21 protein-coding genes and 1 riboswitch are annotated in these 20,791 nt (G+C 53.0%); of the genes, 13 read left to right on the top strand and 8 right to left on the bottom strand.

The genetic code is table 11. The annotated features are described in order from the left end of the window. Positions 1 to 179: 179 nt before the first annotated feature. Genes EKM91_RS11165 through amaP form a run of 4 tightly spaced genes read right to left on the bottom strand, consistent with a single transcriptional unit; the run spans position 180 to position 1,735 of the window. The gene (locus EKM91_RS11165) at positions 180 to 608 is read right to left on the bottom strand and encodes an Asp23/Gls24 family envelope stress response protein (RefSeq protein ID WP_164508557.1); all 429 of its coding nucleotides are present in this window, start codon (positions 606 to 608) and stop codon (positions 180 to 182) included. Between the two features lie 17 nt (positions 609 to 625). Then, a complete protein-coding gene (locus EKM91_RS11160) occupies positions 626 to 1,006 on the bottom strand; it encodes an Asp23/Gls24 family envelope stress response protein (RefSeq protein WP_225419510.1) in 381 nt (126 codons plus the stop codon). Between the two features lie 5 nt (positions 1,007 to 1,011). Then, positions 1,012 to 1,209, bottom strand: a complete 198-nt coding sequence (locus tag EKM91_RS11155; protein WP_125753998.1) for a hypothetical protein — start codon at positions 1,207 to 1,209, stop codon at positions 1,012 to 1,014. Between the two features lie 16 nt (positions 1,210 to 1,225). Continuing rightward, positions 1,226 to 1,735, bottom strand: coding sequence for an alkaline shock response membrane anchor protein AmaP (gene amaP, locus EKM91_RS11150; RefSeq protein WP_125753997.1), 510 nt, complete (start codon positions 1,733 to 1,735; stop codon positions 1,226 to 1,228). A 123-nt stretch (positions 1,736 to 1,858) separates the two neighbouring features. On the opposite strand from amaP, the gene EKM91_RS11145 reads away from it, so the two are divergent. Beyond that, positions 1,859 to 2,734 (top strand): magnesium transporter CorA family protein, encoded by an 876-nt coding sequence (locus tag EKM91_RS11145; RefSeq protein ID WP_164508556.1) that lies wholly within the window; start codon positions 1,859 to 1,861, stop codon positions 2,732 to 2,734. Between the two features lie 132 nt (positions 2,735 to 2,866). Next, positions 2,867 to 3,073, top strand: coding sequence for a hypothetical protein (locus EKM91_RS11140; RefSeq protein ID WP_125753995.1), 207 nt, complete (start codon positions 2,867 to 2,869; stop codon positions 3,071 to 3,073). Between the two features lie 62 nt (positions 3,074 to 3,135). Here the strand turns inward: EKM91_RS11140 and thiE are convergent, their stop codons facing one another. The 4 genes from thiE to EKM91_RS11120 form a co-directional block, all read right to left on the bottom strand. Continuing rightward, the gene (thiE, locus tag EKM91_RS11135) at positions 3,136 to 3,768 is read right to left on the bottom strand and encodes a thiamine phosphate synthase (protein ID WP_125753994.1); all 633 of its coding nucleotides are present in this window, start codon (positions 3,766 to 3,768) and stop codon (positions 3,136 to 3,138) included. Further along, a complete protein-coding gene (thiM, locus tag EKM91_RS11130) occupies positions 3,758 to 4,606 on the bottom strand; it encodes a hydroxyethylthiazole kinase (protein ID WP_125753993.1) in 849 nt (282 codons plus the stop codon). Before thiM ends, thiE begins: the two co-directional genes overlap by 11 nt. Beyond that, the gene (thiW, locus tag EKM91_RS11125; protein ID WP_125753992.1) at positions 4,587 to 5,120 is read right to left on the bottom strand and encodes an energy coupling factor transporter S component ThiW; all 534 of its coding nucleotides are present in this window, start codon (positions 5,118 to 5,120) and stop codon (positions 4,587 to 4,589) included. The genes thiM and thiW overlap by 20 nt, the downstream gene beginning before the upstream one ends. Before the next feature lie 71 nt (positions 5,121 to 5,191). After that, positions 5,192 to 5,281: riboswitch (TPP riboswitch) on the bottom strand. Positions 5,282 to 5,472: 191 nt separating this feature from the next. Further along, a complete protein-coding gene (locus tag EKM91_RS11120; protein ID WP_125753991.1) occupies positions 5,473 to 6,840 on the bottom strand; it encodes an MATE family efflux transporter in 1,368 nt (455 codons plus the stop codon). 432 nt (positions 6,841 to 7,272) lie between these two features. On the opposite strand from EKM91_RS11120, the gene EKM91_RS11115 reads away from it, so the two are divergent. From EKM91_RS11115 to rsgA, 11 genes are all read left to right on the top strand, one after another. Next, entirely contained in the window at positions 7,273 to 9,153 is a 1,881-nt protein-coding gene (locus tag EKM91_RS11115; protein ID WP_125753990.1) for an alpha-glucoside-specific PTS transporter subunit IIBC, read from the top strand. A 131-nt stretch (positions 9,154 to 9,284) separates the two neighbouring features. Further along, positions 9,285 to 10,073 (top strand): MurR/RpiR family transcriptional regulator, encoded by a 789-nt coding sequence (locus EKM91_RS11110; protein ID WP_125753989.1) that lies wholly within the window; start codon positions 9,285 to 9,287, stop codon positions 10,071 to 10,073. Next, positions 10,066 to 10,566, top strand: coding sequence for a hypothetical protein (locus tag EKM91_RS11105; RefSeq protein ID WP_125753988.1), 501 nt, complete (start codon positions 10,066 to 10,068; stop codon positions 10,564 to 10,566). Before EKM91_RS11110 ends, EKM91_RS11105 begins: the two co-directional genes overlap by 8 nt. A 19-nt stretch (positions 10,567 to 10,585) precedes the next feature. Further along, positions 10,586 to 11,134 carry a PTS sugar transporter subunit IIB gene (locus EKM91_RS11100; RefSeq protein ID WP_225419509.1) on the top strand — a complete coding sequence of 183 codons (549 nt, stop codon included), beginning with the start codon at positions 10,586 to 10,588 and terminating at the stop codon, positions 11,132 to 11,134. An 11-nt stretch (positions 11,135 to 11,145) separates the two neighbouring features. Beyond that, positions 11,146 to 12,825 (top strand): glycoside hydrolase family 13 protein, encoded by a 1,680-nt coding sequence (locus EKM91_RS11095; RefSeq protein ID WP_125753986.1) that lies wholly within the window; start codon positions 11,146 to 11,148, stop codon positions 12,823 to 12,825. Between the two features lie 5 nt (positions 12,826 to 12,830). Continuing rightward, positions 12,831 to 13,310 (top strand): PTS sugar transporter subunit IIA, encoded by a 480-nt coding sequence (locus EKM91_RS11090; protein ID WP_125753985.1) that lies wholly within the window; start codon positions 12,831 to 12,833, stop codon positions 13,308 to 13,310. A 423-nt stretch (positions 13,311 to 13,733) separates the two neighbouring features. Continuing rightward, the gene (locus EKM91_RS11085) at positions 13,734 to 15,062 is read left to right on the top strand and encodes a family 4 glycosyl hydrolase (protein WP_125753984.1); all 1,329 of its coding nucleotides are present in this window, start codon (positions 13,734 to 13,736) and stop codon (positions 15,060 to 15,062) included. Between the two features lie 96 nt (positions 15,063 to 15,158). After that, positions 15,159 to 15,944, top strand: coding sequence for a glycerophosphodiester phosphodiesterase family protein (locus EKM91_RS11080; protein WP_125753983.1), 786 nt, complete (start codon positions 15,159 to 15,161; stop codon positions 15,942 to 15,944). A 190-nt stretch (positions 15,945 to 16,134) separates the two neighbouring features. Beyond that, positions 16,135 to 18,306, top strand: a complete 2,172-nt coding sequence (locus EKM91_RS11075) for a Tex family protein (protein ID WP_125753982.1) — start codon at positions 16,135 to 16,137, stop codon at positions 18,304 to 18,306. Positions 18,307 to 18,412: 106 nt separating this feature from the next. Then, on the top strand, positions 18,413 to 19,435 hold the full coding sequence (locus EKM91_RS11070; protein ID WP_125753981.1) for an LLM class flavin-dependent oxidoreductase: 1,023 nt from the start codon (positions 18,413 to 18,415) through the stop codon (positions 19,433 to 19,435). 202 nt (positions 19,436 to 19,637) lie between these two features. After that, entirely contained in the window at positions 19,638 to 20,708 is a 1,071-nt protein-coding gene (gene rsgA / locus EKM91_RS11065) for a ribosome small subunit-dependent GTPase A (protein ID WP_164508554.1), read from the top strand. Positions 20,709 to 20,791: the final 83 nt, after the last annotated feature.

Raw genomic sequence — 20,791 nt, 5'->3', positions numbered from 1 at the left:
TTGTTCCCAGAACAAGGCCGCGACTTCTTAGGCCGGCGTGAAGACCGCTTCTACGACGTACCGCTGGAAACTGTCTCGGTTGATTTTGCTTAAAGGTTTGACTTTACATTGAAAGTGGCCCCAGATCCAACCATCAGCGGTTGGATCTGGGGCCACTAGTCGTTGGCAAGCGGGTGCGATCAAGCCATTGCCGGCGCAGTTTTTTCAGCTTTTGGGTCTGCTTTGGCATCGGTTTGGTCACGGTCTTTGTTTTCTTGCTCAGCAATTTCTGCGTCTGTCAGCATGTCTTTGACGGTCATATCGATTTTGTCGACAGTCAAGCCGGTCAATTCCAGCACGCGTTCGGTGATGGCTTCAGTGACTTCTGCAAACACGTCTTGGGCGGCTTGGCCGTAGTGCAAGATCGCATCCAGTGTCACTTGCACATGGTCATCATCTGGCATGTCGATCGCCACGCCTTTAGTTTGATTCGGCGTTTTGCGCAGCTTGTCGGCGACGTTGGTGATCAAATTGCCTTCTAAGCGATAGACGCCTGGGATCTCTTGGGCGGTCAAGGCTACGATCTTTTCCAATACGTGATCGTCAAAATGCAGGTTGTGTTCGGTCATCGCAATTCCTCCTTGCGTTAGGCTTTGGCAGCCTTCCATTCTTTACGGGTCAAAACGTCTTGGATGTGCAAGTTCAACTCATTCAACTTTAAACCGGTCATATGCGTCACTGCGCGGTCGATGCGTTGGCATAAGGTGTCAAACAAGGCTTGCGTATCGGTGTCATAAGCCACGATCGCAGTCATCTCGATGGTCACATCGGTTTCTGAGACTTCGGCAGTGATGCCTTTGGTGACGCGGGCGTCTTTGCCCAGGGTTTCAGTCAAGCTGTCGAGCATGTTGCCATCCATTTCCAGCAGGCCATCGATATCTTGCGCACAAATGCCGGCGATCTTTTCCAATACTCGATCGTCAAAGGTCAAGTGACTGTTGGCTTTGAGAGTGGTTAAGTCATTCACGGCGGTCATTCCTCCTTCGTTATGATCCGCGATCCGGCGCGCAGCCAGTGCCAAAGCGCTTGGCGTTGCGGCCACAGCCACCGTTCAACGGCATAGCCGGCGATGCCGGCTAATGCCAGTAGGATCAAGCCTGACCAGCCCCATTGCAAGGCGGCAGCCGCCAGCAAGAGGCCGATAAGCGCCCCAATTTTACCTGTTGTCATCGTCTTATCCTTTCTCTTAGGTTGCCGGTTTTAGGGAGACTTTGACATGCTTGGCAGGCACCCCTAAGACGTTGGTCAACTGCTGTTTGGCAGTGGCTTCGATCGCCTTGGCCAGCGCTACGAGATCAGTTGGCGAACGGGGATCCGCGGTGATCTTGGCCCGCGCGCCATCCCGTTGGTTCAAGGCGACTTGCACGTCGACAGCGCGGACATCATGTTGTTGTTTGACCGCGCGGGTCACGGCGTTTTCGACGGCTTGTTGAGAGACGCTGACTTGCCCGCGTTTTTGCGGCAAGATCAACTGCCGGTGGGTCGTGCGCCGCAAAAGGGCCACTAACAAGAAGATCACGCCGATCAACGCGACGATTGCCGCTAAACCAAGCATGATGAAGCGAGTCGCCAGCGGGTAATGCTGCATCACCGTTTGCAAAGGCAATAGCGGCCACCAATATGCAGCGACTAAGCCGGCTGCGATCAAAAGCAGCAAAGCCATCAGGCCTAAGCCGATTTTCGTCAACGGACGCATGCATTCACCTCCTTTCCTTACTTTTACCGTATCATGTTGGCCTTTTGCCAAACAAGCCAAAGCCCTCGGACGCGACAAGGCAGCCAGCAATTGGGTACACTAAATTCAAGAGAGGTGAAGACCATGCAAATAAAGGACTTTGAGTGGGTCCATTTAGATGATCCAACCCCTGCGACTTTAGACGCGATCGGTGAACAATACGACTTGCCGCAGCGGTTTTTGACCGCGGCTTTAGATGAGTTTGAAGAACCGCGGATCGATCAACTCGATGCGCCGGTGGCTTTGATGAACGTGCGCGTGCCGCATGCGTTTGAAAGTGAAACTGGGGTGGCGACATATGAAACTGTGCCGCTGACGCTGCTTTTTTGTGACCAGGCGCTGGTGACCGTGGCGAAGCTGGGACAAGTCGACTTGACCCAGGTGCAAGCGCAACTGGCTGCAGCCAGCAATGCCAAGACTGCCAGCTTTGTGATCGTCGCTTGGGCGTTGGCGGCATATGACCAGGTGATCGCGGACTTGAGCCAACGCGTCCAAACGATGGAAGGGCGCGTGGCCGAAGCGTCCCAAAATCGCTTATTATATGAAGTCATGGCACTCGAAAAGGCGCTGGTCCATTTGACCAGCGCCTTGGCAGCCATGCATACGATGCTAAAACAAGCCAGCCGCAGCGAGTTTGGTCAAGCACATGCGATCACCATGCATGAATTGACGGTGCAAGCCCACCAAGCCTTATCCGTCGCACAAAAAACCGAAGAGATCTTGGACCAATATAATACGGCCATCTCTTCGGTGATCGGCAATAACTTGAACTTGATCATGAAATTCTTGACTGGGGTGTCGATCATTTTGGCGATCCCGCCGATCTTTAGCGGCATTTGGGGCCAAAACACTTGGATCCCGTGGCGGCAGCCGGTGTACGGTTTTTGGGTCGTGTTAGGGTTGACCTTGTTGGTGAGCTTAGCAACGGCGTGGTGGCTAAAGAAAAAGAAATACATGTAAGGTGGTTGGTGGTGATCAATGGCATCAGCCATAGCCGCGGTTCAGTGCATTTTGGGGTAGGCTAGCACCCCGGTAATATTGGGCTATAATCAAGTTGGTTAAGTCGTTGTTGCCACCAAGGAGGCGTTTTGAATGCACGAACCGCAGCAACCAGCTAATCCGGCCGGATTAAAACTGATCAAGCTGATCACCGCGTTGATCGGGGTGGCGTGTTGTACCGTTGGCGGGGCGACTAGCGTGGCTGCCCTTAAACACGGGACCAGTTTGGGTTGGCCCATTTTGACCTTGGTCATTGGCTTTGCCTTGATCCAACACGCTACCAAACACAGCCGCCATTAGGCATCACCATGACAAGAAAATAGACGCCTCTCAATCAAAGAGACGCCTATTTTGTGCGCTAGTTAAAAGCTCAAGGCATCGACTTGCTGGCGTAATTGCCGAACCATGGCCCCAACGTCTGGGGCTTGCATGATCTCGCTGACAATGGCCACACCCGCCACGCCGGTGTGTTCAAAACTGTTCAGGTTATGCGCTTTGATGCCGCCGATCGCCACGATAGGAATGGCGACTTGTTGGCTGATGGCTTTTAGCGTCGCCAGTGTGGTGCGGACTGCATGTGCTTTGGTTTGGGTCGGGTAGATCGCCCCAACACCGAGATAATCGGCGCCATCCAAGGCGGCTTGCTGCGCGGCGGCGACAGTTTTGGCCGAAACGCCGAGTAGTTTATCCGGGCCGAGCAGCTGGCGCGTGACGGCGACTGGCAGTTCATCATCGCCAATATGGACGCCAGCGGCATCAACCGCTAAGCAAATATCGACGCGGTCATCGATGATCAATGGCAAGTGATAGCGGTCGGTAATGGCTTTGACTTGCAAAGCGAGGGCATAATAAGCGCGCGAGCTGAGCGCTTTTTCGCGCAGCTGCACCATGGTGACGCCATTTTCACAAGCGGCTTGGACTTTGGCTAAAAAAGTCTCAGTCGGATCTTGATAACGGTTCGTGACTAAATACAGGTGTAAAGCATTAGGATCCATAGTTTTCTCCTTTGACCGCCAAGAACCACTCGGGATCTTGACCTAATTGCGACAGCTGATCGAACACATTGAGCCGAAACGTGGCCAGGCCAGCTTTGGACGCCAGCAAAGCGGCTGCTTCGCCGCACCGGTTGAAATAGCTGACGGCCAGCACCGTTGCTGGCAAAGCCGCCAAGCCGCTGCCTAAAAGCGCTGCGATCAAGGCGCCGACAATATCGCCAGTGCCGGTGAAACGGTCGAGCTGGGCGACGCCATTATCCAGCCGCCAAGCGGTTGTGGCAGTGGCGACGATGTCAGTAGGGCCAGTCGCTAAAAAGACGGTGTGCGGGTAAGCTTGAGCGAAGGTTTGCAGCCGGTGAGCCAAACCAGCCAACGCCAAGTCGGCACTATCGGCTTGGCTGTTATCCACGCCGCGTGCTTGGCTAGGCAAGCCCACTAAATGGCGCAATTCGCCTAAGTTGCCTTTAACGACCATTGGTTTTTCCGCCAGCAATTGCTGGCCTAATTGCGCTCTGATCGGACTGGCGCCGATGCCGACCAGGTCGATCACCACCGGGCGTTGTTGGGCTTGCGCGGCTTGGCTGGCTAAGCGGATGCTGGCTTCGCGGTCCGCCGACAAGTGGCCAAGGTTCAATAACACCGCATCGCTTTGCGCCATAAACCCAGTGATTTCGCGCAAATCGTCAGCCATCACCGGTTTGGCGTTGATGGCTAACAAGGCATTGGCGACGCTTTCAACAGAGATCTCGTTGGTCAAACACTGGACTAAAGGCGCCGCATGAAGCGGCAGCGGCAGGTGAAAAGCGGCGGTAAAATGCTCAATCAGCGACATTGGCATGCGAAATGGCCCCCTGAAATAGCCGTTGCAGCTTCTTGGTCATGCCTAAGCGGTCGAGTTGATATAAAACGACTAAGCCGATCAAAGAACCGGAAATCGAGCCGCCAAAAAACCTTGGCGTGTAAACGAACCAATAAAGCGCTTGGGTGCTGCCGGTGAACCACACCATGACCGGAAACGACACCAAAGAGCCGATCAAACCGGTACCGATGATCTCACCGATCGCCGCGCCCCAATTGTGCCGTGCTAAACGAAACCCCCAGCCAGCTAAAAAGGCCCCAAATACCGCCCCGGTCAAGGCCAATGGGGGAATGCCCATCAATCCCATGCGGATGATGGCACAGATCACCGCCATCAATGTCGCATATAAAGGCCCCATGATCACAGCCGCCAGCACATTCATCACACTGGACATCGGCGCCATGCCTTCAATGCGAAACAGTGGGGATAACACGACATCCAAAGCGATCATCATCGCCAACATGGCGAGGCGCTGCACATTAGATTTTGCCATAAAAAAAGCCTCCACATTCTCTGAATCGAGTAACTGGAGGTCTGCCAAGTCGGCAAAAAGACACTGTCCTTCAATAGACAGCTTGATCTTCCTGCGCCAGCATTACCTGGATCAGGTTCGATGGGTATAATCTCAGCTTCACAGCACCCCAGATACGCGTATTCGAATGGTCCGAGTGTAACATGATAATGGCGCCCAATGCAAGCGTGACCAATCGATCGCTAACAGTCTGGTTAAAAGGCGCCCAAAAGCCGATCAGCACAAGCTGGCTGATAAGGATGGCGGCATCACATCAAACCAAGGAACCAGAATAGCTTGGCCGCCATCCTGTGTAATAAAACTTCATGAATACCTATTGCTTGGTGACTTCATGGCAATACCAGCGCTTGCCGCGGAACCTGACGCCAAAGATCAGCGCCCGGATCAGCCATTCCAAGACCATGATCACGGCGATCCCGCGCAGGCCATAGCCGAGTTTTAACCCGACTAGATAACAGCCTGCCACCCGAAACAGCCACATGGTCCCTAAGGAAACATAAGTCGTAAACTTGCCATCTCCAGCCGCGCGCAACGCTGACGGCAAGATGAAGCTGGCTGGCCAAACCAATAAGTGCATGACCAAATACGTGCAATACACCGCAAAAATCAACGGCACGATCCCTGCTGCCGGATGAAAGATCCAAATCGCGCGGTGAAAAACCAACAATAACAGCCCGTCGACGACCACATAAGCCAGTACCCCAAGCCCCAAAAACCCCAAGGTGATCTTTTTGGCGTCAGCGACGTTTTTGCGGCCCATGCATTGGCCCACGATAGGCACCAGCGCGTTTTGTAAGGCAGTGGGGATGATCTCAGACAATTGTGACCATGACCCGGCGATCGCAAAGGCGACGATACTTGAAGTGCCTAAAGCCACGATCATCATTTGAACGATGATCCGCCCGCCATTGAAAAAAATCGATTCTGCAGCAAATGGCAACGACACGGTCAAGACCCGTTTGACCCAAGGCCAATCCACGTGTCTAAGCCGCTTTTTTTGCAAGTGCAGTACGTCGCGGCATTGCCCTAACACATGCCTGGCAAATAAGCAGCCGACCCAGCGCGAAAGATTCAACCCTAACGCCATCCCCGCCACGCCCCAATGCAAGATCAAGATGAACCAAACATTCAAGGCGAGATATAAGGCATTCATCACTAAAGAAAGTTGCAAAGACCGGCCCGTTTTACTGACGCCGCGCAAACAGCCGCTGATGCCGGCGATCACCGCTTCAAAGGGATAACTGAACACGATCCCCAGCAAATAAAGCTCGGCATCGGCTAAGACTTGCGGTTGTGCCGCGCCAAACAGCAGGTGCAGCAAAGGCGTGCGCAATAGCGCCGCCACTGTCGCAAACAACGTGCCGCTAAAAATGGCCAAATAAATGGTGCCGTTGACGATCGCCCCGAGGGTCAACAACGCGTGCTTCCCAAAATATTGGGCGATCAAGACTGTCCCACCTAGTCCGATCGCCACAAAGGTCTGCACGATAAACACATTCAATGTCCCCACCATATTCACCGCGGAAATAGCAGACTCTCCAGAGCCTGAGATCATAGCGGTGTTCAAAAAATTAAAGCTGACCAGGAAGAATTGATCCATGACAACAGGTCCCAGTAGGGCAAAGACGAAACGATAATCAAACGTCTCACCTGAAAACCGGCGCTCTAAAAGTGCTTGCATTTTTAGATTGCCTCCTGTTATTGAAACCAAAGATAAGCCGCTTTTGGCAAAAGTCAAGTCCCAAATACAGCCTGCTGGATGCGATCGGGGCAGCCGCGCGGATTCAGGCGGCGAAAATTTTTTTGCCTGACCCGCGGGTAAAAAAAGTTCTTGCAAGCGCTTACTTATGCGTGCATAATGTCAGTGTGGGGTCAAACTGTTTGAGTTTTGGGTAGCAAAATATCGCGCACTGCGGCAATCAATGGATCACTGCAGTGGGCAACCAAAAGCATGGCTTAATGTTGTGCAAGCGCGTCTGTGGTAGACCAGCTTGTCCAGCATTAGGTTGTGCTTTGTTTTGTTTCCAAACTGGCAGTTCACCCATGAGCCATTCGCCAAAACCAGGTGCTTTGGCGAAAACCTGTTCATTAGAAAGCGAGATGAATGACCTTGATGCAGAAAGTGCAACGATTTGGGGGTGCGATGTTCACCCCAGTGCTGTTGTTCTCGTTTGGTGGGACGATGACAGCCATCTGTGTGTTGATGACGAACACGACGATCTTTGGCGCCTTAGCTGGGCCAAACACGACTTGGACTGGGGTTTGGAGTACGATCCAAGCCGGTGCTTTTACCGTATTTAATATTATTCCGCTCTTATTTGCCGTCGGGTTGCCGATCGGCCTCGCTAAAAAAGCCTCTGGCCGAGCGGCGATGGAATCTGTGGTGATCTATGCCGCATACAATTACACGATCAATGCGATGTTGACTCATTGGGGCAATTTCTTTGGGGTCAAAAACTTCGTCAACACGCAGATCGTGGCGAATTCGACGAACAATGGGCTGACGAACATATTAGGGATCAAGACCTTGGATACCAGTATCTTAGGGGCGTTGGTCGTGGCCAGTCTGACCGTTTGGCTGCACAATAAATATTTTGAGAAGAAATTACCTGAATGGTTAGGGACCTTCCAAGGGTCCACTTATGTCGTGATGTTAGGGACGTTTTTGATGATCCCAGTGGCCTTGTTGACCTGTCTTTTTTGGCCGCGGGTCCAAATTGGGATCAATGAAATGCAGCACTTCATGAAGGCTTCTGGCCTTGTTGGGGTGTGGTTGTATCACTTCTTGGAACGCTTCTTGATCCCGACGGGGCTGCATCATTTTATCTATATCCCGTTTGCTTATGGTCCTGCGGCGATCGCCGGTGGGATCCATCCTTGGTGGTTTGCGCACCTCAATGAGATCGCCGCTTCCACCAAGCCAATGGCCCAAATCGCACCGATGAATGCCTTTACCATGTATGGCAACGATAAGGTGTTTGGGATCTTAGGGGTCTGCTTGGCGTTTTATGCTACCGCGCGGCCAAGCAAGAAAAAGCAAACCGCTGCTTTATTGATCCCGGCTGGGCTGACTGCCTTATTGGCTGGGATCACGGAACCCGTTGAATTTACCTTCTTATTTGCCGCACCAGTCCTTTGGGTCGTGCATTCTCTCTTATGTGCCACGATGGATGCGGTCATGGTCGCTTTTGGGGTCGTCGGGGACTTTGGCGGCGGCATCATTGGCTTTTTGACCACCGTGTGGATCCCGACTTGGGCGAATCACTGGGTCACTTGGGTCACGCAGATCATTATCGGCTTGATCTTTACGGCGATCTTCTACTTCGTTTTCGTCTTTATGATCAAGAAGTTCAACTATATGACGCCAGGGCGTGAAGCCGACGATGAAGAAACTAAGCTGATCACCAAAAAAGAATATAAAGCAGCCAAAGCAGGCGAAACCGCAGATGGCCAACCAGCAGCCAAAGATGATCCGTATGTCCAACGCGCGCAAGCTTATCTGGAAGCTTTAGGCGGCAGCGACAATATCCAAGCGATCACCAGCTGTGCCACGCGCTTGCGCGTCAGTGTCAAAGACGATACTGCCGTGGCCCCAGACAGCACCTTTAAAGCCAACAAAGCCGTGGGCGTGGTGCATCATGGCAAAGCCTTACAAGTGATCGTGGGGTTGGATGTTCCGCAAGTCTTATCCCAAATGCAAGGCATGATGGGTGAAAAGACGCAAGCGCCAGCGGCACCAGTAGCCGCAGAAAATGCCGACGCCGCATTGATCGCCGATTCACTCGGGACGATCGACAACGTCGAAAGCTTTGATGCGACTGCCGATACCCTGGCGATCAAGGTCAAAGATGGCACCCAAGTGGATGCGCCAGAGGTCTTCCAAACCTTAGGGCTCAACATCAGCAAAGTGGTGATCACCGATGATCAAGTCACCTTGACGGTCGCGCATGCTTACAAGCTCGCTGCCGGTTTAGATGCACTGTTGCATGGCTGATCGAGACAAAAGAGGTGCCGCGCTTTTCTCGTTAAACGGAAAGGGGATGGCACCCTTTTGTATCAAACCTGATTTTGAATGCGCTTTCTCCAATGGTAAAATAGAGGCATTGACATGGAGGAGGCCTTAGCATGAATCTCGAATCATTCATCAACGATCGCTATGACGACTTAGGGGATACCGACAAGGAAATCGTCCAATTCATCGTGCAAAATAAACCTTTCGTGCGCGAGGCGAGTTTGGAACAAGTCGCGACGCGGTCGTTGTACTCCAAGTCGGCGATTTTTCGCACCTGCAAGCGCTTGGGCTTGACCGGCTACAGCCAATTGCATTACGTCTTGCAAGAAGAAGCCAAGTCCCAAGCGACGCAAGTGACCAGCGTGGATTTTTTGGCGCAAACCGTCAAGTCATTGTTGTGGACGGTCAACCAGTTCAAAAGCACCAAGCTGGATGCGGTTTATGCCGCCTTGGCCGCCAGCGACAATATCTATATTTATGCGACTGGCTGGATCCAACAGATCATGGCCCAACAGATGCAGCGGAATTTATATCTGTTAGGCAAAAGCGGCTTTGTCTTTCCCGCTGCGGTCAACGAGCTCTTGATGCCAGGGGATCATTTCAAAGCTGGGGATGTGCTGATCGTGATCTCTTACAGCGGCTCCAGCGACACCGTGGTCAAGTTTATCAATAACTTGCGGCTCAAAGGCGTCAAAGTCGTTTCCTTCACCTCGTTTCAACAAAGTAAGGTGGCCCAAGCCGCAGATTATAATCTGTATTTTGACGCCATCAGCAAAACGATCGGTGAAAATGACCATCACGAGAATTTCTTTGCCAACTTAGATGTCTTGATCGATATCTTTTGCATGGGTTTTGCTAATTTCTTACTCGCCCAAAAAAAGGAGGCTCCTCCCCATGATTAATTCGAGAAAACCGCACGCCAGCCGGGTAGCGCGCTGGTTGCAAAATTGCTTGCGCTTAGATTTTTACCGGGCTTTTTACGGGGTCGTGTTGATCATGGTGTTGACCCCGCTGGCATTTGTGGCGTACTTATTTTTGAATGCCAACATGCTGGGGCTGGATGTCTTTTCGATGATGGCCAAACACCCGGCCACTGCGGTGTTGGCGATCGTCGCAGGGTTGGATATCACCGTTGGGTATACGCTGTGGATGGCGCGCAATGAGGTGTTTGGCAGCCGTCAAGGGTTGCGGATCGTGATGACCATGATCATGTTGCAGCAATTGGCCGTCAGCAATTTTGTGGTGGCTGGCGGGGCGGCCATGGCGTTGGTGTTCAGCCGGGAACTGCCGGCTCATCCGGTGCAGCATCGCTTGGCGTTAGGGGCGGCGTTAGCCTTTTTGACGGTGATGTATGGGTTTTGCTTGTATGCGTTTGCCCGCCTCATGCTGCCATAAGTGAAGGGGCGTGATGAGGATGGATTATCGCATCACAGCGCAGCGTTATATCGATGATCTCGGCGGCAGCGATAATATCAGTGCACTGGTCAATTGTGCCACCCGCATTCGCGCCGTGGTGAACAACGCCGCCAAAGTGCTGCCGCCGGTCACGTTTAAAGCAGAAGGCGCCATCGATGTCAGCCGGCATGGCAAGATGCTGCAGATCGTGATCGGCTTAGATGCGCCGCAGATCCTCGAAGAAATGCGGATCTTGCTCAAATTCGGCCGGGAGCACGCGGCGTTAGATGAATATGGGCTGACGCAAGCGGCAGAACGGGCGCGGATCATCATCGAGTGCTTTGGCTTACCGGAAAATATCTTGCAAGTCACGATGGCTTATGATGCCGTCATCGTGCATGTGATCGATCCGGCGTGGGTCGATCCTTATGATGTGATGCTGCAATTGGATGTCGGCATTGATGCAGTCGCGTTGCGCGGGCATTTGGTGTACTTGTATGTGCAAGACGCCAAAGCCTTAGCGCGCGAGTTGAACGGGTTGCTTAAGCGGCCCACTAAGTCCCAGTAGGAGGTAGTTGCATGGCAAAACACTGGTGGCAAGAAGCTGTGGTGTATCAGATCTATCCGCGCAGTTTTCAAGATTCTAACGGCGACGGGATCGGCGATCTCAATGGGATCACCAAGCGGCTGGATTATTTGCAACAACTGGGGGTGGATGTGATCTGGCTCAGTCCGATCTACCAGTCGCCAAATGATGACAATGGGTACGACATTGCCGATTATCAAGCGATCATGACTGACTTTGGGACGATGGCGGATTTTGAGCGGATGTTGACCGCGATCCATCAACATGGCATGAAGCTGATGATGGATCTGGTGGTGAACCACACCTCAGATGAACATCCTTGGTTTATTGAAGCCCAAGCCTCCACCAGCGCCGCGCATCATGATTATTACATTTGGCGCAGCGGCAACGGCGGGCATTTGCCCAATAATTGGCGCTCTAACTTCTCCGGCCCGGCGTGGCAATATGTGCCGGAGTTGGATGAGTATTACCTGCATATTTTCACCAAAAAACAAGCTGATCTGAACTGGGACAACCCGGCGGTGCGCGATTCGATCTATCAAATGATGACTTGGTGGTGTGACAAAGGCATCGACGGCTTCCGCATGGACGTGATCAATTTGATCTCTAAACCCGCCGGCTTGCCAGATGATCCGACCTTGGCGGCCCATCCTGCCGGCTCATCGCTGCATATGGCCGCCAATGGCCCGCATGTCCACGATTATTTGCAAGAGATGAATCAACGTGTCTTAAGCCATTATGATCTGATGACTGTCGGGGAAACCCCTGGCGCATCACCGCAAGACGCCTTGTTGTATACCGGTTTTGATCGCCATGAATTGCAAATGGTGTTTCAATTTGAACATGTCGGCATCGACAATGACCCGCAATTCGGCAATATGAGCACGCGGCGGTTTGCCTTGCTTGATCTCAAGCAGGCCTTGAGCCGCTGGCAAATCGCCTTAAATGGGCGCGCTTGGAACAGTTTGTATTGGAATAACCATGACCAAGCCCGCGCGGTGTCGCGCTTTGGCGATGATCGGCCGGAATTTCGCGTGGTTTCTGCCAAGATGCTGGCCAACACGCTGCATATGCTGCAAGGTACACCTTACGTTTATCAAGGCGAAGAGCTGGGGATGACCAATGTGGCCTTTGACGCGATCAGCGATTATCGTGATGTGGCGACGTTGAATGCTTATCATGAATTAGTCGAAGAACGCCAGGTGTTGACCCCGGCGGATATGCTGGCGCGGATCCATTGCCGTTCGCGGGATAACGCGCGCACGCCGATGCAGTGGGATGACACCGCCAACGCCGGGTTCACCACCGGGACGCCTTGGCTGGCAGTCAATCCCAATTACCGGCAGATCAATGCGGCGCAAGCTTTAGCGGATCAAGACTCGGTGTATTATTTTTATCAACAGCTGATCCGCTTTCGGCATCAGTCGCCAGTGGTCGTTTATGGCGATTTTGCCATGATCGCGGCCGCCGATGAAGCCGTGTTTGCCTATGCGCGCCAGTATGGCCAACAGCGCTTGGTGGTCATCAGCAACTTCACCGCCCAAACGCTGCAGCGGCCGATCGGCGACTGGCTGGGGGCATCAAGCGCCGAATTGGTGATCAGTAATTACCCACAAGGACCCTTAGAACAATTGCGTCCCTATGAGACGCGGACTTACTTAATTGGAGGATGAGGCGCATGTTAGGATTATTTAAGAAAAAAGGCCAAACGATCGTCGCGGCGGTGAGCGGTGATTTGATCCCGTTGGAATCAGTGGCAGATGAGGTTTTCTCCCAGAAAATGATGGGGGACGGCTATGCGATCCAACCGCAAGCAGGCGAGATCTTTGCCCCGGTGACCGGGAAGATCTCGACGGTTTTCCCGACTAAACACGCCATTGGCATCACCACTGAAAAAGGGTTGGAAGTCCTGGTGCATATGGGGTTGGATACGGTTGAATTAGATGGCGCCCCGTTTGACGTTGACGTGGCCTTAGACGACGCGGTGACGGCTGGGACCAAACTGGCGACGATGGACATCGCCCAAGTCAAAGCAAGCGGCCGTGAGCCGACAGTGGTCGTGGTGTATACGAATATGGATCAGTTAAAAGACTATCCAGCTATCGAGGCCCGCCAGATCCAGCACGGCACCGAAATTGGCCGTTTGATCTATCAGTGAGGCTAAGCGTCTTTGCTTCCAAGCGGAGGTAAAGGCGCTTTTTGTGTGGCGAGGCGGCCACACGCGCTTTTGAGCTGAAAAATCTTGTTTCAGCCGGTGTTGCCAACGCCTTTGAAACAGTTGAGTCAGTCTGTGGTACCAAGTACCATCGGCGCGGCTGCAACCAGCCCATTAAGGTGAATAGAGAGCGCTTTCAACGGGCGTGGCGAGCACTTTTGGCCATGCGCACTGTCACCATGGCGACAATGCCGGCGCTGAAATATGTTTCGCCAAATGAAACGTGACACTAAAGTTGAAACAACTCCCTTAACCGCTTGAAACCCTTGAGAAAACGCCTGGCAGCCGCGATACTAAAGCTGTACCCAATACCACAACTCATATGTTGACCCCACATCAACATAATTGGCATAGGAGGAATCTGACATGGATGACAGAAAGTTCTCGGTGTTGATTGCCGGCGGTGGCAGTACCTATACACCAGGGATCGTAATGACATTGTTGGAAAGTCAAAAACAATTTCCTATTCGCAAACTGAAATTTTATGATAATGATGCGGCCCGGCAAAAAAAGATCGCCGATGCGATCGCGATCTTGATGAAAGAACGGGCGCCAGAAGTGGAGTTCCTAGCCACGACTGATCCAGAAACGGCCTTTAGCGATGTCGATTTTGTCATGGCGCAGATCCGCGTCGGCAAGTATGCCATGCGCAGTGTCGACGAGAAGATCCCGTTGAAACATGGCGTCGTGGGCCAAGAAACCACCGGGCCTGGCGGGATCGCCTATGGCTTGCGGTCGATTCCAGGGGTCATCGAATTAGTCGACTACATGGAACAATATTCACCTAATGCGTGGATGCTGAATTATTCTAATCCAGCCGCGATCGTGGCGGAAGCGACTCGCCGCTTGCGGCCAAACTCCCGGATCATCAATATTTGCGACATGCCGATCGCCATTATGGATCGCATGGCTAAGATCGTGGGCTTGCCCGGACGCAATGATTTAGTCTTTCGCTATTATGGGCTGAATCATTTTGGCTGGTGGACGGATGTGCGCGATAAGACCGGGCGCGACTTGATGCCACAGTTGAAAGCCTATGTGGCTAAAAACGGATATTGGCTGCAAGATCAAGAGCCTGGCAAAGAAGCCAGCTGGATCTCCACTTACAAAAAAGCCGCTGATGTCTATGCGCTGGATCCGACGACCTTGCCTAATACCTACTTAAAGTATTATCTGTATCCCAAATACGTTGTTGAACACGCGGATCCTAATTATACCCGGACCGATGAAGTGGAAGCCGGCCGGGAGAAAACCGTGTTTGGCGAATGTGCGCGCGTCGTAGCCAATGGCACGGCTAAAGACATTCAATTCCAAGCGTCGAATCACTCCACTTATATCGTTGATCTGTGCACAGCAATCGCCTATGATACCAAGCAGCGGCTGTTAGCGATCATCCCTAACGAAGGGGCCGTGGCCAATATCGATCCGGAAGCGATGGTCGAAGTGCCTTGCTTGTTTGGGGCCAATGGGCCAGAGCGCTTGTCGATGGGCAATGCCGCCACTTTCCAAAAAGGCTTGATCACCGAGCAAAATTGTGTCGAAAAGCTCGTGGTCGATGCGTATGAACAACATTCTTACATCAAGTTATGGGAAGCGATGAGCCTGTGCAAGATCGTCCCTGATGCGCAAGTGGCCAAAGATATCTTAGATGAAATGATCGTGGCAAATAAAGACTTTTGGCCAGAATTGAAATAACGCTCGATCCAAAAACACAAGCAACTCTGCGGCTTGGCGATTAACGTCAAGTTGCAGAGTTGCTTGTGTTGGACATACATAGTTGGAGGCAAAATCATGAATCGGCGAATATTAGCCCATCGCGGCTTATCGCACTTAGCTCCGGAAAATACGCTGGCGGCCTTTACGCTGGCAGTCAACATGGGGGTCGATTGGCTGGAAACCGATCTGGGGATCACGCAAGATGAGCATGTGGTGATCTTGCATGATGACCACCTTGATCGCACGACCAATGGCCATGGCCTATTGACGACCCAAACCTATGCGCAACTGCGGCGTTTATCTGCCGGCGCTTGGTTTGATCCGCGCTTTGCCAGTGAGCGCGTCCCGAACTTGCAAGAATTGGTGGCGTTTTTGAACCGCACGGGGATGAATGCCAATATTGAATTAAAATCGGTGGTGGCTGACAATGCCAATGTACTGGCAGACAGTTTGGTGCGGCAATTTGCCAAAGCATTAGACGCCATTTCGCCTAATTGTGAGATCATCGTGTCGTCTAAGAACCCGGTGATGTTGTTGAAGCTGCGGCAATTGCGCCCGCAGACCCACTTTGCCGTTTTATTTGACCGCTATAGTTTGCGAGATGACTGGCAGTTGACCATGCAAGCTTGTGGGGCAGAATATATCCATCCGCAAGCGGCACAGCTGACTTACGCACAAGTCTCAGCATTCAAGCGCGCCGGTTATCAGGTCAATGTCTGGACCATCGATGCCCGAGATTTGGGCAATCAGCTGTTCAACTGGGGGGTAGATGGCATTTTTTCCAATTGCGCCAACGAATTTCTGACTGAAAAGCGCTCACTGCCGCACCTGGCGCCGTTGGCCATGGCCCATCAGCATTAAAGCTTGGCGCTGCACCTCGCGATGACTGGTGGTGCGGCGCTTTTTTAATGCCACAAGCAACTGGTGACTACGGTCAGCGACGGCGCTGTTGTCTAAGCGCTGATCAGGTGTGCTTTGTGGACGTTGGGGGCATTTACCGGTAACATAAGGGTATTGAACCCACGCAAAAAGAAATGACGAGGATGATAACTTGGCTGAAGCACAAACGATCCATTTGATGCAACATGACTTGACCGGCATTAGTGACCGGCAGATCAACACGGTGTTAACGTTGATGCAAGACGGCAATACCGTACCGTTTATCGCCCGCTACCGCAAAGAAATGACTGGGAGTCTGGATGAAGTCCAGATCCAAGCGATCGAAGCAGCCTACTCGCGGGTCACCACGCTGCAAGATCGCAAAGCCGCGATCATTAAAAGCATCGCCGAACAAGGCAAACTGACCCCCAAACTGCAACAACAAGTGCAAGCGGCAGACAAACTGCAAACCGTTGAAGATATTTATTTGCCGTTCAAACAAAAACGCCAAACCAAAGCCATGGCGGCTAAAGCCGCAGGGTTGGAGCCGTTTGCCCGGTGGCTGTTGCGGTTGCCCAATGGGGCCATCGAAGTCCAAGCCCGCCGCTATGTCGCGCCGGCTAAAGACCTCAAGTCTGTTGCAGACGTATTAGCCGGAGCGCATGAGATCTTGGCTGAGACGTTTAGCGAAGTGGCATCGATCCGCAACTGGGTCCGCAACCATACCTGGCGCAACGGCCAGCTCAAAGCCAGCGTGAAGCCTAAAGGCAAGCAGTTGGATGAAAAAGGGGTCTATCAGCAATATTATGATTTTTCTGCCCCAGTCAAAAAACTTTCTGCCACGCGGACTTTGGCGTTGAATCGCGGTGAAAAAGAAAAGGTCTTGACGGTCAAAGTGCAAGTCGACACCGATGCGATCATGGCGTTTTTGCATTTCAAGCTGATCGGCCAACATCCTGAAAACGCGGCCACGGCTTTTGTCGAGGATGCCTATCAAGATGCCTATAAGCGGTTCATCGGCCCAGCAATCGAACGGGAGGTGCGCAACACCTTGACGGCCACGGCGCAAACCCAATCGATCAAGGTGTTTGGCCAAAACTTGTATCAACTGCTGATGCAAGCACCGATCAAAGGCAAGGTGGTCTTAGGTTTTGACCCCGCGTATCGGACCGGCTGCAAACTCGCCGTGGTCGATGAAAACGGCAAGTTCTTAGCCAAAGCGGTGATCTACCCGCACAAACCGGCACCTGAAGCCAAGCGGCAAGCCGCTGCGCAAGAATTCATCACGCTGTTGACCCAATACCATGTCGAAATGATCGCCATTGGTAACGGCACTGCCAGTCGCGAGTCGGAACAATTTGTCGCCGATACCCTCAAACAACTGCCGCAACAGATCTATTATGTGATCGTTAATGAAGCAGGGGCGTCGGTGTATTCCGCCAGTCAAGCCGCACGTGATGAGTTCCCGCAGCTGCAAGTCGAACAGCGCAGCGCCATCAGCATCGCCCGGCGCCTGCAAGATCCGTTGGCGGAGCTGGTCAAGATCGACCCTAGCGCAGTAGGGGTAGGCCAATATCAACATGATCTGCCGGCCAAAGCCTTGGCCAATGAAGTCGATGCGGTGGTCGAACGCGCCGTCAACCAAGTCGGCGTCAACTTGAACACCGCCAGCTATCAGCTGTTGAGCCGCATTTCCGGATTATCCAAAACCATTGCCCAAAACATCGTCCAGTATCGTGACGAACACGGCCGCTATAACAGCCGCACCGAACTGAAAAAAGTGGCGCGCCTTGGGCCCAAAGCCTATGAACAATCGGTGGGTTTCTTGCGGATCATTGGCGGCAAAAATCCGCTGGACAACACCGATATCCATCCGGAAAGCTATCCGGTGGCCAAACAGATCTTAACTGCAGCAGCAGTGACCCCGGCTGCATTAGGTAGCGCCCAAGCCAAGGCGAAGATCGCCCAAGTCGCGGTGGCGCCTTTGGTCGCAGCTGGCGTCGGCCAAGCAACCGCTGCAGATATCCTCGCCAGCTTACAAAATCCTGGCCGCGATTTGCGCGATAACATGCCGGCGCCGCTGTTGCGCCAAGATGTGTTGACCATGGCAGATCTCAAGCCCGGGATGAAGCTTGAAGGCACAGTGCGCAATATCGTGGACTTTGGCGCGTTTGTGGATATTGGCGTCAAGCATGACGGCTTGGTGCATGTGTCCAAGATGGGTCCGCGGTACGTGCGCGATCCCACGACAGTCGTAGCGATCGGCGACATCGTGACTGTGTGGATCGATGCGGTGGATATGGCCCGGGAACGGATCCAATTGACCATGGTCGACCCAGGTTAGGCCAGCTTATATACCGCCGCAAAATGTGGGCTTGACGACGCCACGAATAGTCGTCATACTCGGCTTAGTGATACCTGTTGGCAACGCGAGAAAAGGGGTCGAGCTTATGACGAAAAAGATTGGCTTTTTGAGTTTTGGCTTTTGGCAAAAAAACAATTCACTGGTGACCACTGCGCGCCAAAGCTACGCCGAATCCGTGGCGTTAGCCGTGGAAGCAGAGAAATTAGGCGTCGATGGGGCGTGGTTTCGGGTGCACCATTTTGCCGATCAAATCGGGACCCCGTATCCGTTGATGGCGGCGATCGGCGCCAAGACCACTAAGATCGAGATCGGCACCGGTTTGGTGGATATGCGGTACGAAAATCCGTTCATGATGGCCGAAAACGTCATGTCTACCGATGTTTTATCGCAAAATCGGGTGCAATTAGGCGTTGGCCGCGGGTCGCCGGAACAAGTCGAAGATGGCTGGCGTTATTGGGGCTATGACTATTCTGAAGAGGAGATCAAAGACATTGCCCGCGCGCGGACATTGAAGTTTCTGGAGTTGTTAAAAGGCGAGCCATTTGCGCAGCCCAACGCCCAGCCGATGTTTCCGCAAGCCCCTGGACTCAGGCGGTTAGAGCCATATTCCCCCACGCTGCAACACCGGATCTGGTGGGGGGCTGGCAGCCAGCAAACCGCGATTTGGGCGGCGGAACACGGCATGAACTTACAGTCGTCAACGCTGGTCAATTATGAAACCACCGAGCCTTTTCATGTGCAGCAAGCCAACCAATTGCGCGCCTTTAAAGCCGCTTGGCAAAAAGCCGGCCATGACTTTGCCCCGCGGACGCTGGTGACGCGCTCGATCATGCCGATCGTGTCTGACCTTGATGCCAAGTTATTCGCCGAAGGCAGCCAGACCCAAGATGAAGTCGGTTACTTGGCTTACCATCAAAACCCTACGATTTTTGGCAAAATGTACGTCGGCGAGCCGGATCAATTGGTCAAGGAATTAGCTGAAGATGAAGCCATCCAAGAAGCCGATACCATTTTGATCACCGTGCCATCGACGTTGGGACTGGATTATAACGTCCATATCCTCAAGACGATCATGACCGATATCGCCCCGGCATTGGGGTGGAAGTAAGGCAATAAAAGCAGTTTAGCGCACGTTTGGCGGCGATGAACTGCTTTTTGCTTGCTAAAAGTCGCTCCCACAAGCGGGGTTAAGAGTTATAATGCCATTATTGGCGCAATCAGCGTCAGCAGAAAGGATGGATGTTGTATGTTGAGCATTGTCATTAGTGTTGGTCAGTCGCAGGAGGACTATCCAGCATAGTCCTCTCTTTTTGGAGGACAGAATACTGAAATTAAATGAATATTCGGCACTCAACCAACCGGCAGCTAGCGGGTTAACGCTGGCTCGCGTAAGTGCCACAAGCCATCAACAATACACTGTGATCACCACCGCTGGCAGTTTTGCCGCCGTGGTGGCAGGCCGATTCGCCAACTTGGCGCTAGGCCCAGAAGATTTTCCCACCGTCGGCGATTGGGTCCAAGTGCGCTTGCCGCAAACGCCGACGGATGTCGCGGTGATCGAGCGCCTCAATCCGCGGCAAACAGTTTTCTTGCGCAAAGCCGCTGGCCGAGCGGCCCAAGCCCAATTGGTGGCAGCCAACATCGATTGGCTCTTGGTGTGCATGGCGTTAGATGCCAACTATAATGTGGCCCGCTTAGAGCGTTATTTAGCGATCGCCGCGGCGTCTGGTGCCCAAGCCGCCGTGGTGTTGACGAAAAAAGACCGCGCCAGTGATCTCACTGCGCAACTGACAGCCGTGCAAGCGGTGGCGGCAGCGGCGCCAGTGTTCGTGTGTGATGCGACGAAACGCGATGGTATCGCCGCCTTGCAGCAATGGTTAACGCCGCAAGCGACGTATGCGTTGATCGGTTCATCTGGCGTTGGCAAGTCGACGCTGATCAATTTGTTGTTAGGCACGCAGACCATCGCCACGCAAGCGGTGCGCGCCCAAGATGCCCATGGCCGCCACACGACCACGGCGCGGCAATTTCTGCGCTTGCCCAATGGCAGCATGGTGATCGATACGCCGGGGATGCGCGAGCTGGGCTTGATCCAAGCAGATGTGGCGCAGACGTTTGACGATATCCAAACACTGGCCCAGCAATGCCGCTTCAGAGATTGCACCCACACCAAAGAACCAGGGTGTGCCGTGCAAGCGGCGATAGCGGCAGGGGCGTTGCCGGCTGCTAGGCTTGCCAGTTATCAGCAGCTGCAACAAGAACAAGCACAAAACCAAGCCTTGCGCGGCAAGGCCCGTGAAAATGCGAAGATCAAGCGGATGTTTGGCAGCAAAAAGCAAATGCATGCCATGATCAAAGCGGCCAAGCACCGCCGGCGTTAAGCCGTGAAACGATGAATAGATAAACTCGGCCCCGGATCGGCTTTTGCGATCGCGGGGCCTTTTTGCGGCTGATTTGACTTGAT

Origin of the sequence: Lacticaseibacillus baoqingensis (genome assembly GCF_003946165.1) — a bacterium.
GTDB lineage: Bacteria > Bacillota > Bacilli > Lactobacillales > Lactobacillaceae > Lacticaseibacillus > Lacticaseibacillus baoqingensis.
Note: the sequence above shows the minus strand (reverse complement) of the source record. Positions and strands in the feature narration are given on the sequence as shown.

Excerpts from the sequence above, each read along its gene's own strand:
- EKM91_RS11165 (WP_164508557.1), bottom strand. The coding sequence starts at position 608 with ATGACCGAACACAACCTGCATTTTGACGATCACGTATTGGAAAAGATC.
- EKM91_RS11155 (WP_125753998.1), bottom strand. The coding sequence starts at position 1,209 with ATGACAACAGGTAAAATTGGGGCGCTTATCGGCCTCTTGCTGGCGGCT.
- amaP (WP_125753997.1), bottom strand. The coding sequence starts at position 1,735 with ATGCGTCCGTTGACGAAAATCGGCTTAGGCCTGATGGCTTTGCTGCTT.
- EKM91_RS11145 (WP_164508556.1), top strand. The coding sequence starts at position 1,859 with ATGCAAATAAAGGACTTTGAGTGGGTCCATTTAGATGATCCAACCCCT.
- EKM91_RS11140 (WP_125753995.1), top strand. The coding sequence starts at position 2,867 with ATGCACGAACCGCAGCAACCAGCTAATCCGGCCGGATTAAAACTGATC.
- thiE (WP_125753994.1), bottom strand. The coding sequence starts at position 3,768 with ATGGATCCTAATGCTTTACACCTGTATTTAGTCACGAACCGTTATCAA.
- thiM (WP_125753993.1), bottom strand. The coding sequence starts at position 4,606 with ATGCCAATGTCGCTGATTGAGCATTTTACCGCCGCTTTTCACCTGCCG.
- thiW (WP_125753992.1), bottom strand. The coding sequence starts at position 5,120 with ATGGCAAAATCTAATGTGCAGCGCCTCGCCATGTTGGCGATGATGATC.
- EKM91_RS11120 (WP_125753991.1), bottom strand. The coding sequence starts at position 6,840 with ATGCAAGCACTTTTAGAGCGCCGGTTTTCAGGTGAGACGTTTGATTAT.
- EKM91_RS11115 (WP_125753990.1), top strand. The coding sequence starts at position 7,273 with ATGCAGAAAGTGCAACGATTTGGGGGTGCGATGTTCACCCCAGTGCTG.
- EKM91_RS11110 (WP_125753989.1), top strand. The coding sequence starts at position 9,285 with ATGAATCTCGAATCATTCATCAACGATCGCTATGACGACTTAGGGGAT.
- EKM91_RS11105 (WP_125753988.1), top strand. The coding sequence starts at position 10,066 with ATGATTAATTCGAGAAAACCGCACGCCAGCCGGGTAGCGCGCTGGTTG.
- EKM91_RS11100 (WP_225419509.1), top strand. The coding sequence starts at position 10,586 with ATGGATTATCGCATCACAGCGCAGCGTTATATCGATGATCTCGGCGGC.
- EKM91_RS11095 (WP_125753986.1), top strand. The coding sequence starts at position 11,146 with ATGGCAAAACACTGGTGGCAAGAAGCTGTGGTGTATCAGATCTATCCG.
- EKM91_RS11090 (WP_125753985.1), top strand. The coding sequence starts at position 12,831 with ATGTTAGGATTATTTAAGAAAAAAGGCCAAACGATCGTCGCGGCGGTG.
- EKM91_RS11085 (WP_125753984.1), top strand. The coding sequence starts at position 13,734 with ATGGATGACAGAAAGTTCTCGGTGTTGATTGCCGGCGGTGGCAGTACC.
- EKM91_RS11080 (WP_125753983.1), top strand. The coding sequence starts at position 15,159 with ATGAATCGGCGAATATTAGCCCATCGCGGCTTATCGCACTTAGCTCCG.
- EKM91_RS11070 (WP_125753981.1), top strand. The coding sequence starts at position 18,413 with ATGACGAAAAAGATTGGCTTTTTGAGTTTTGGCTTTTGGCAAAAAAAC.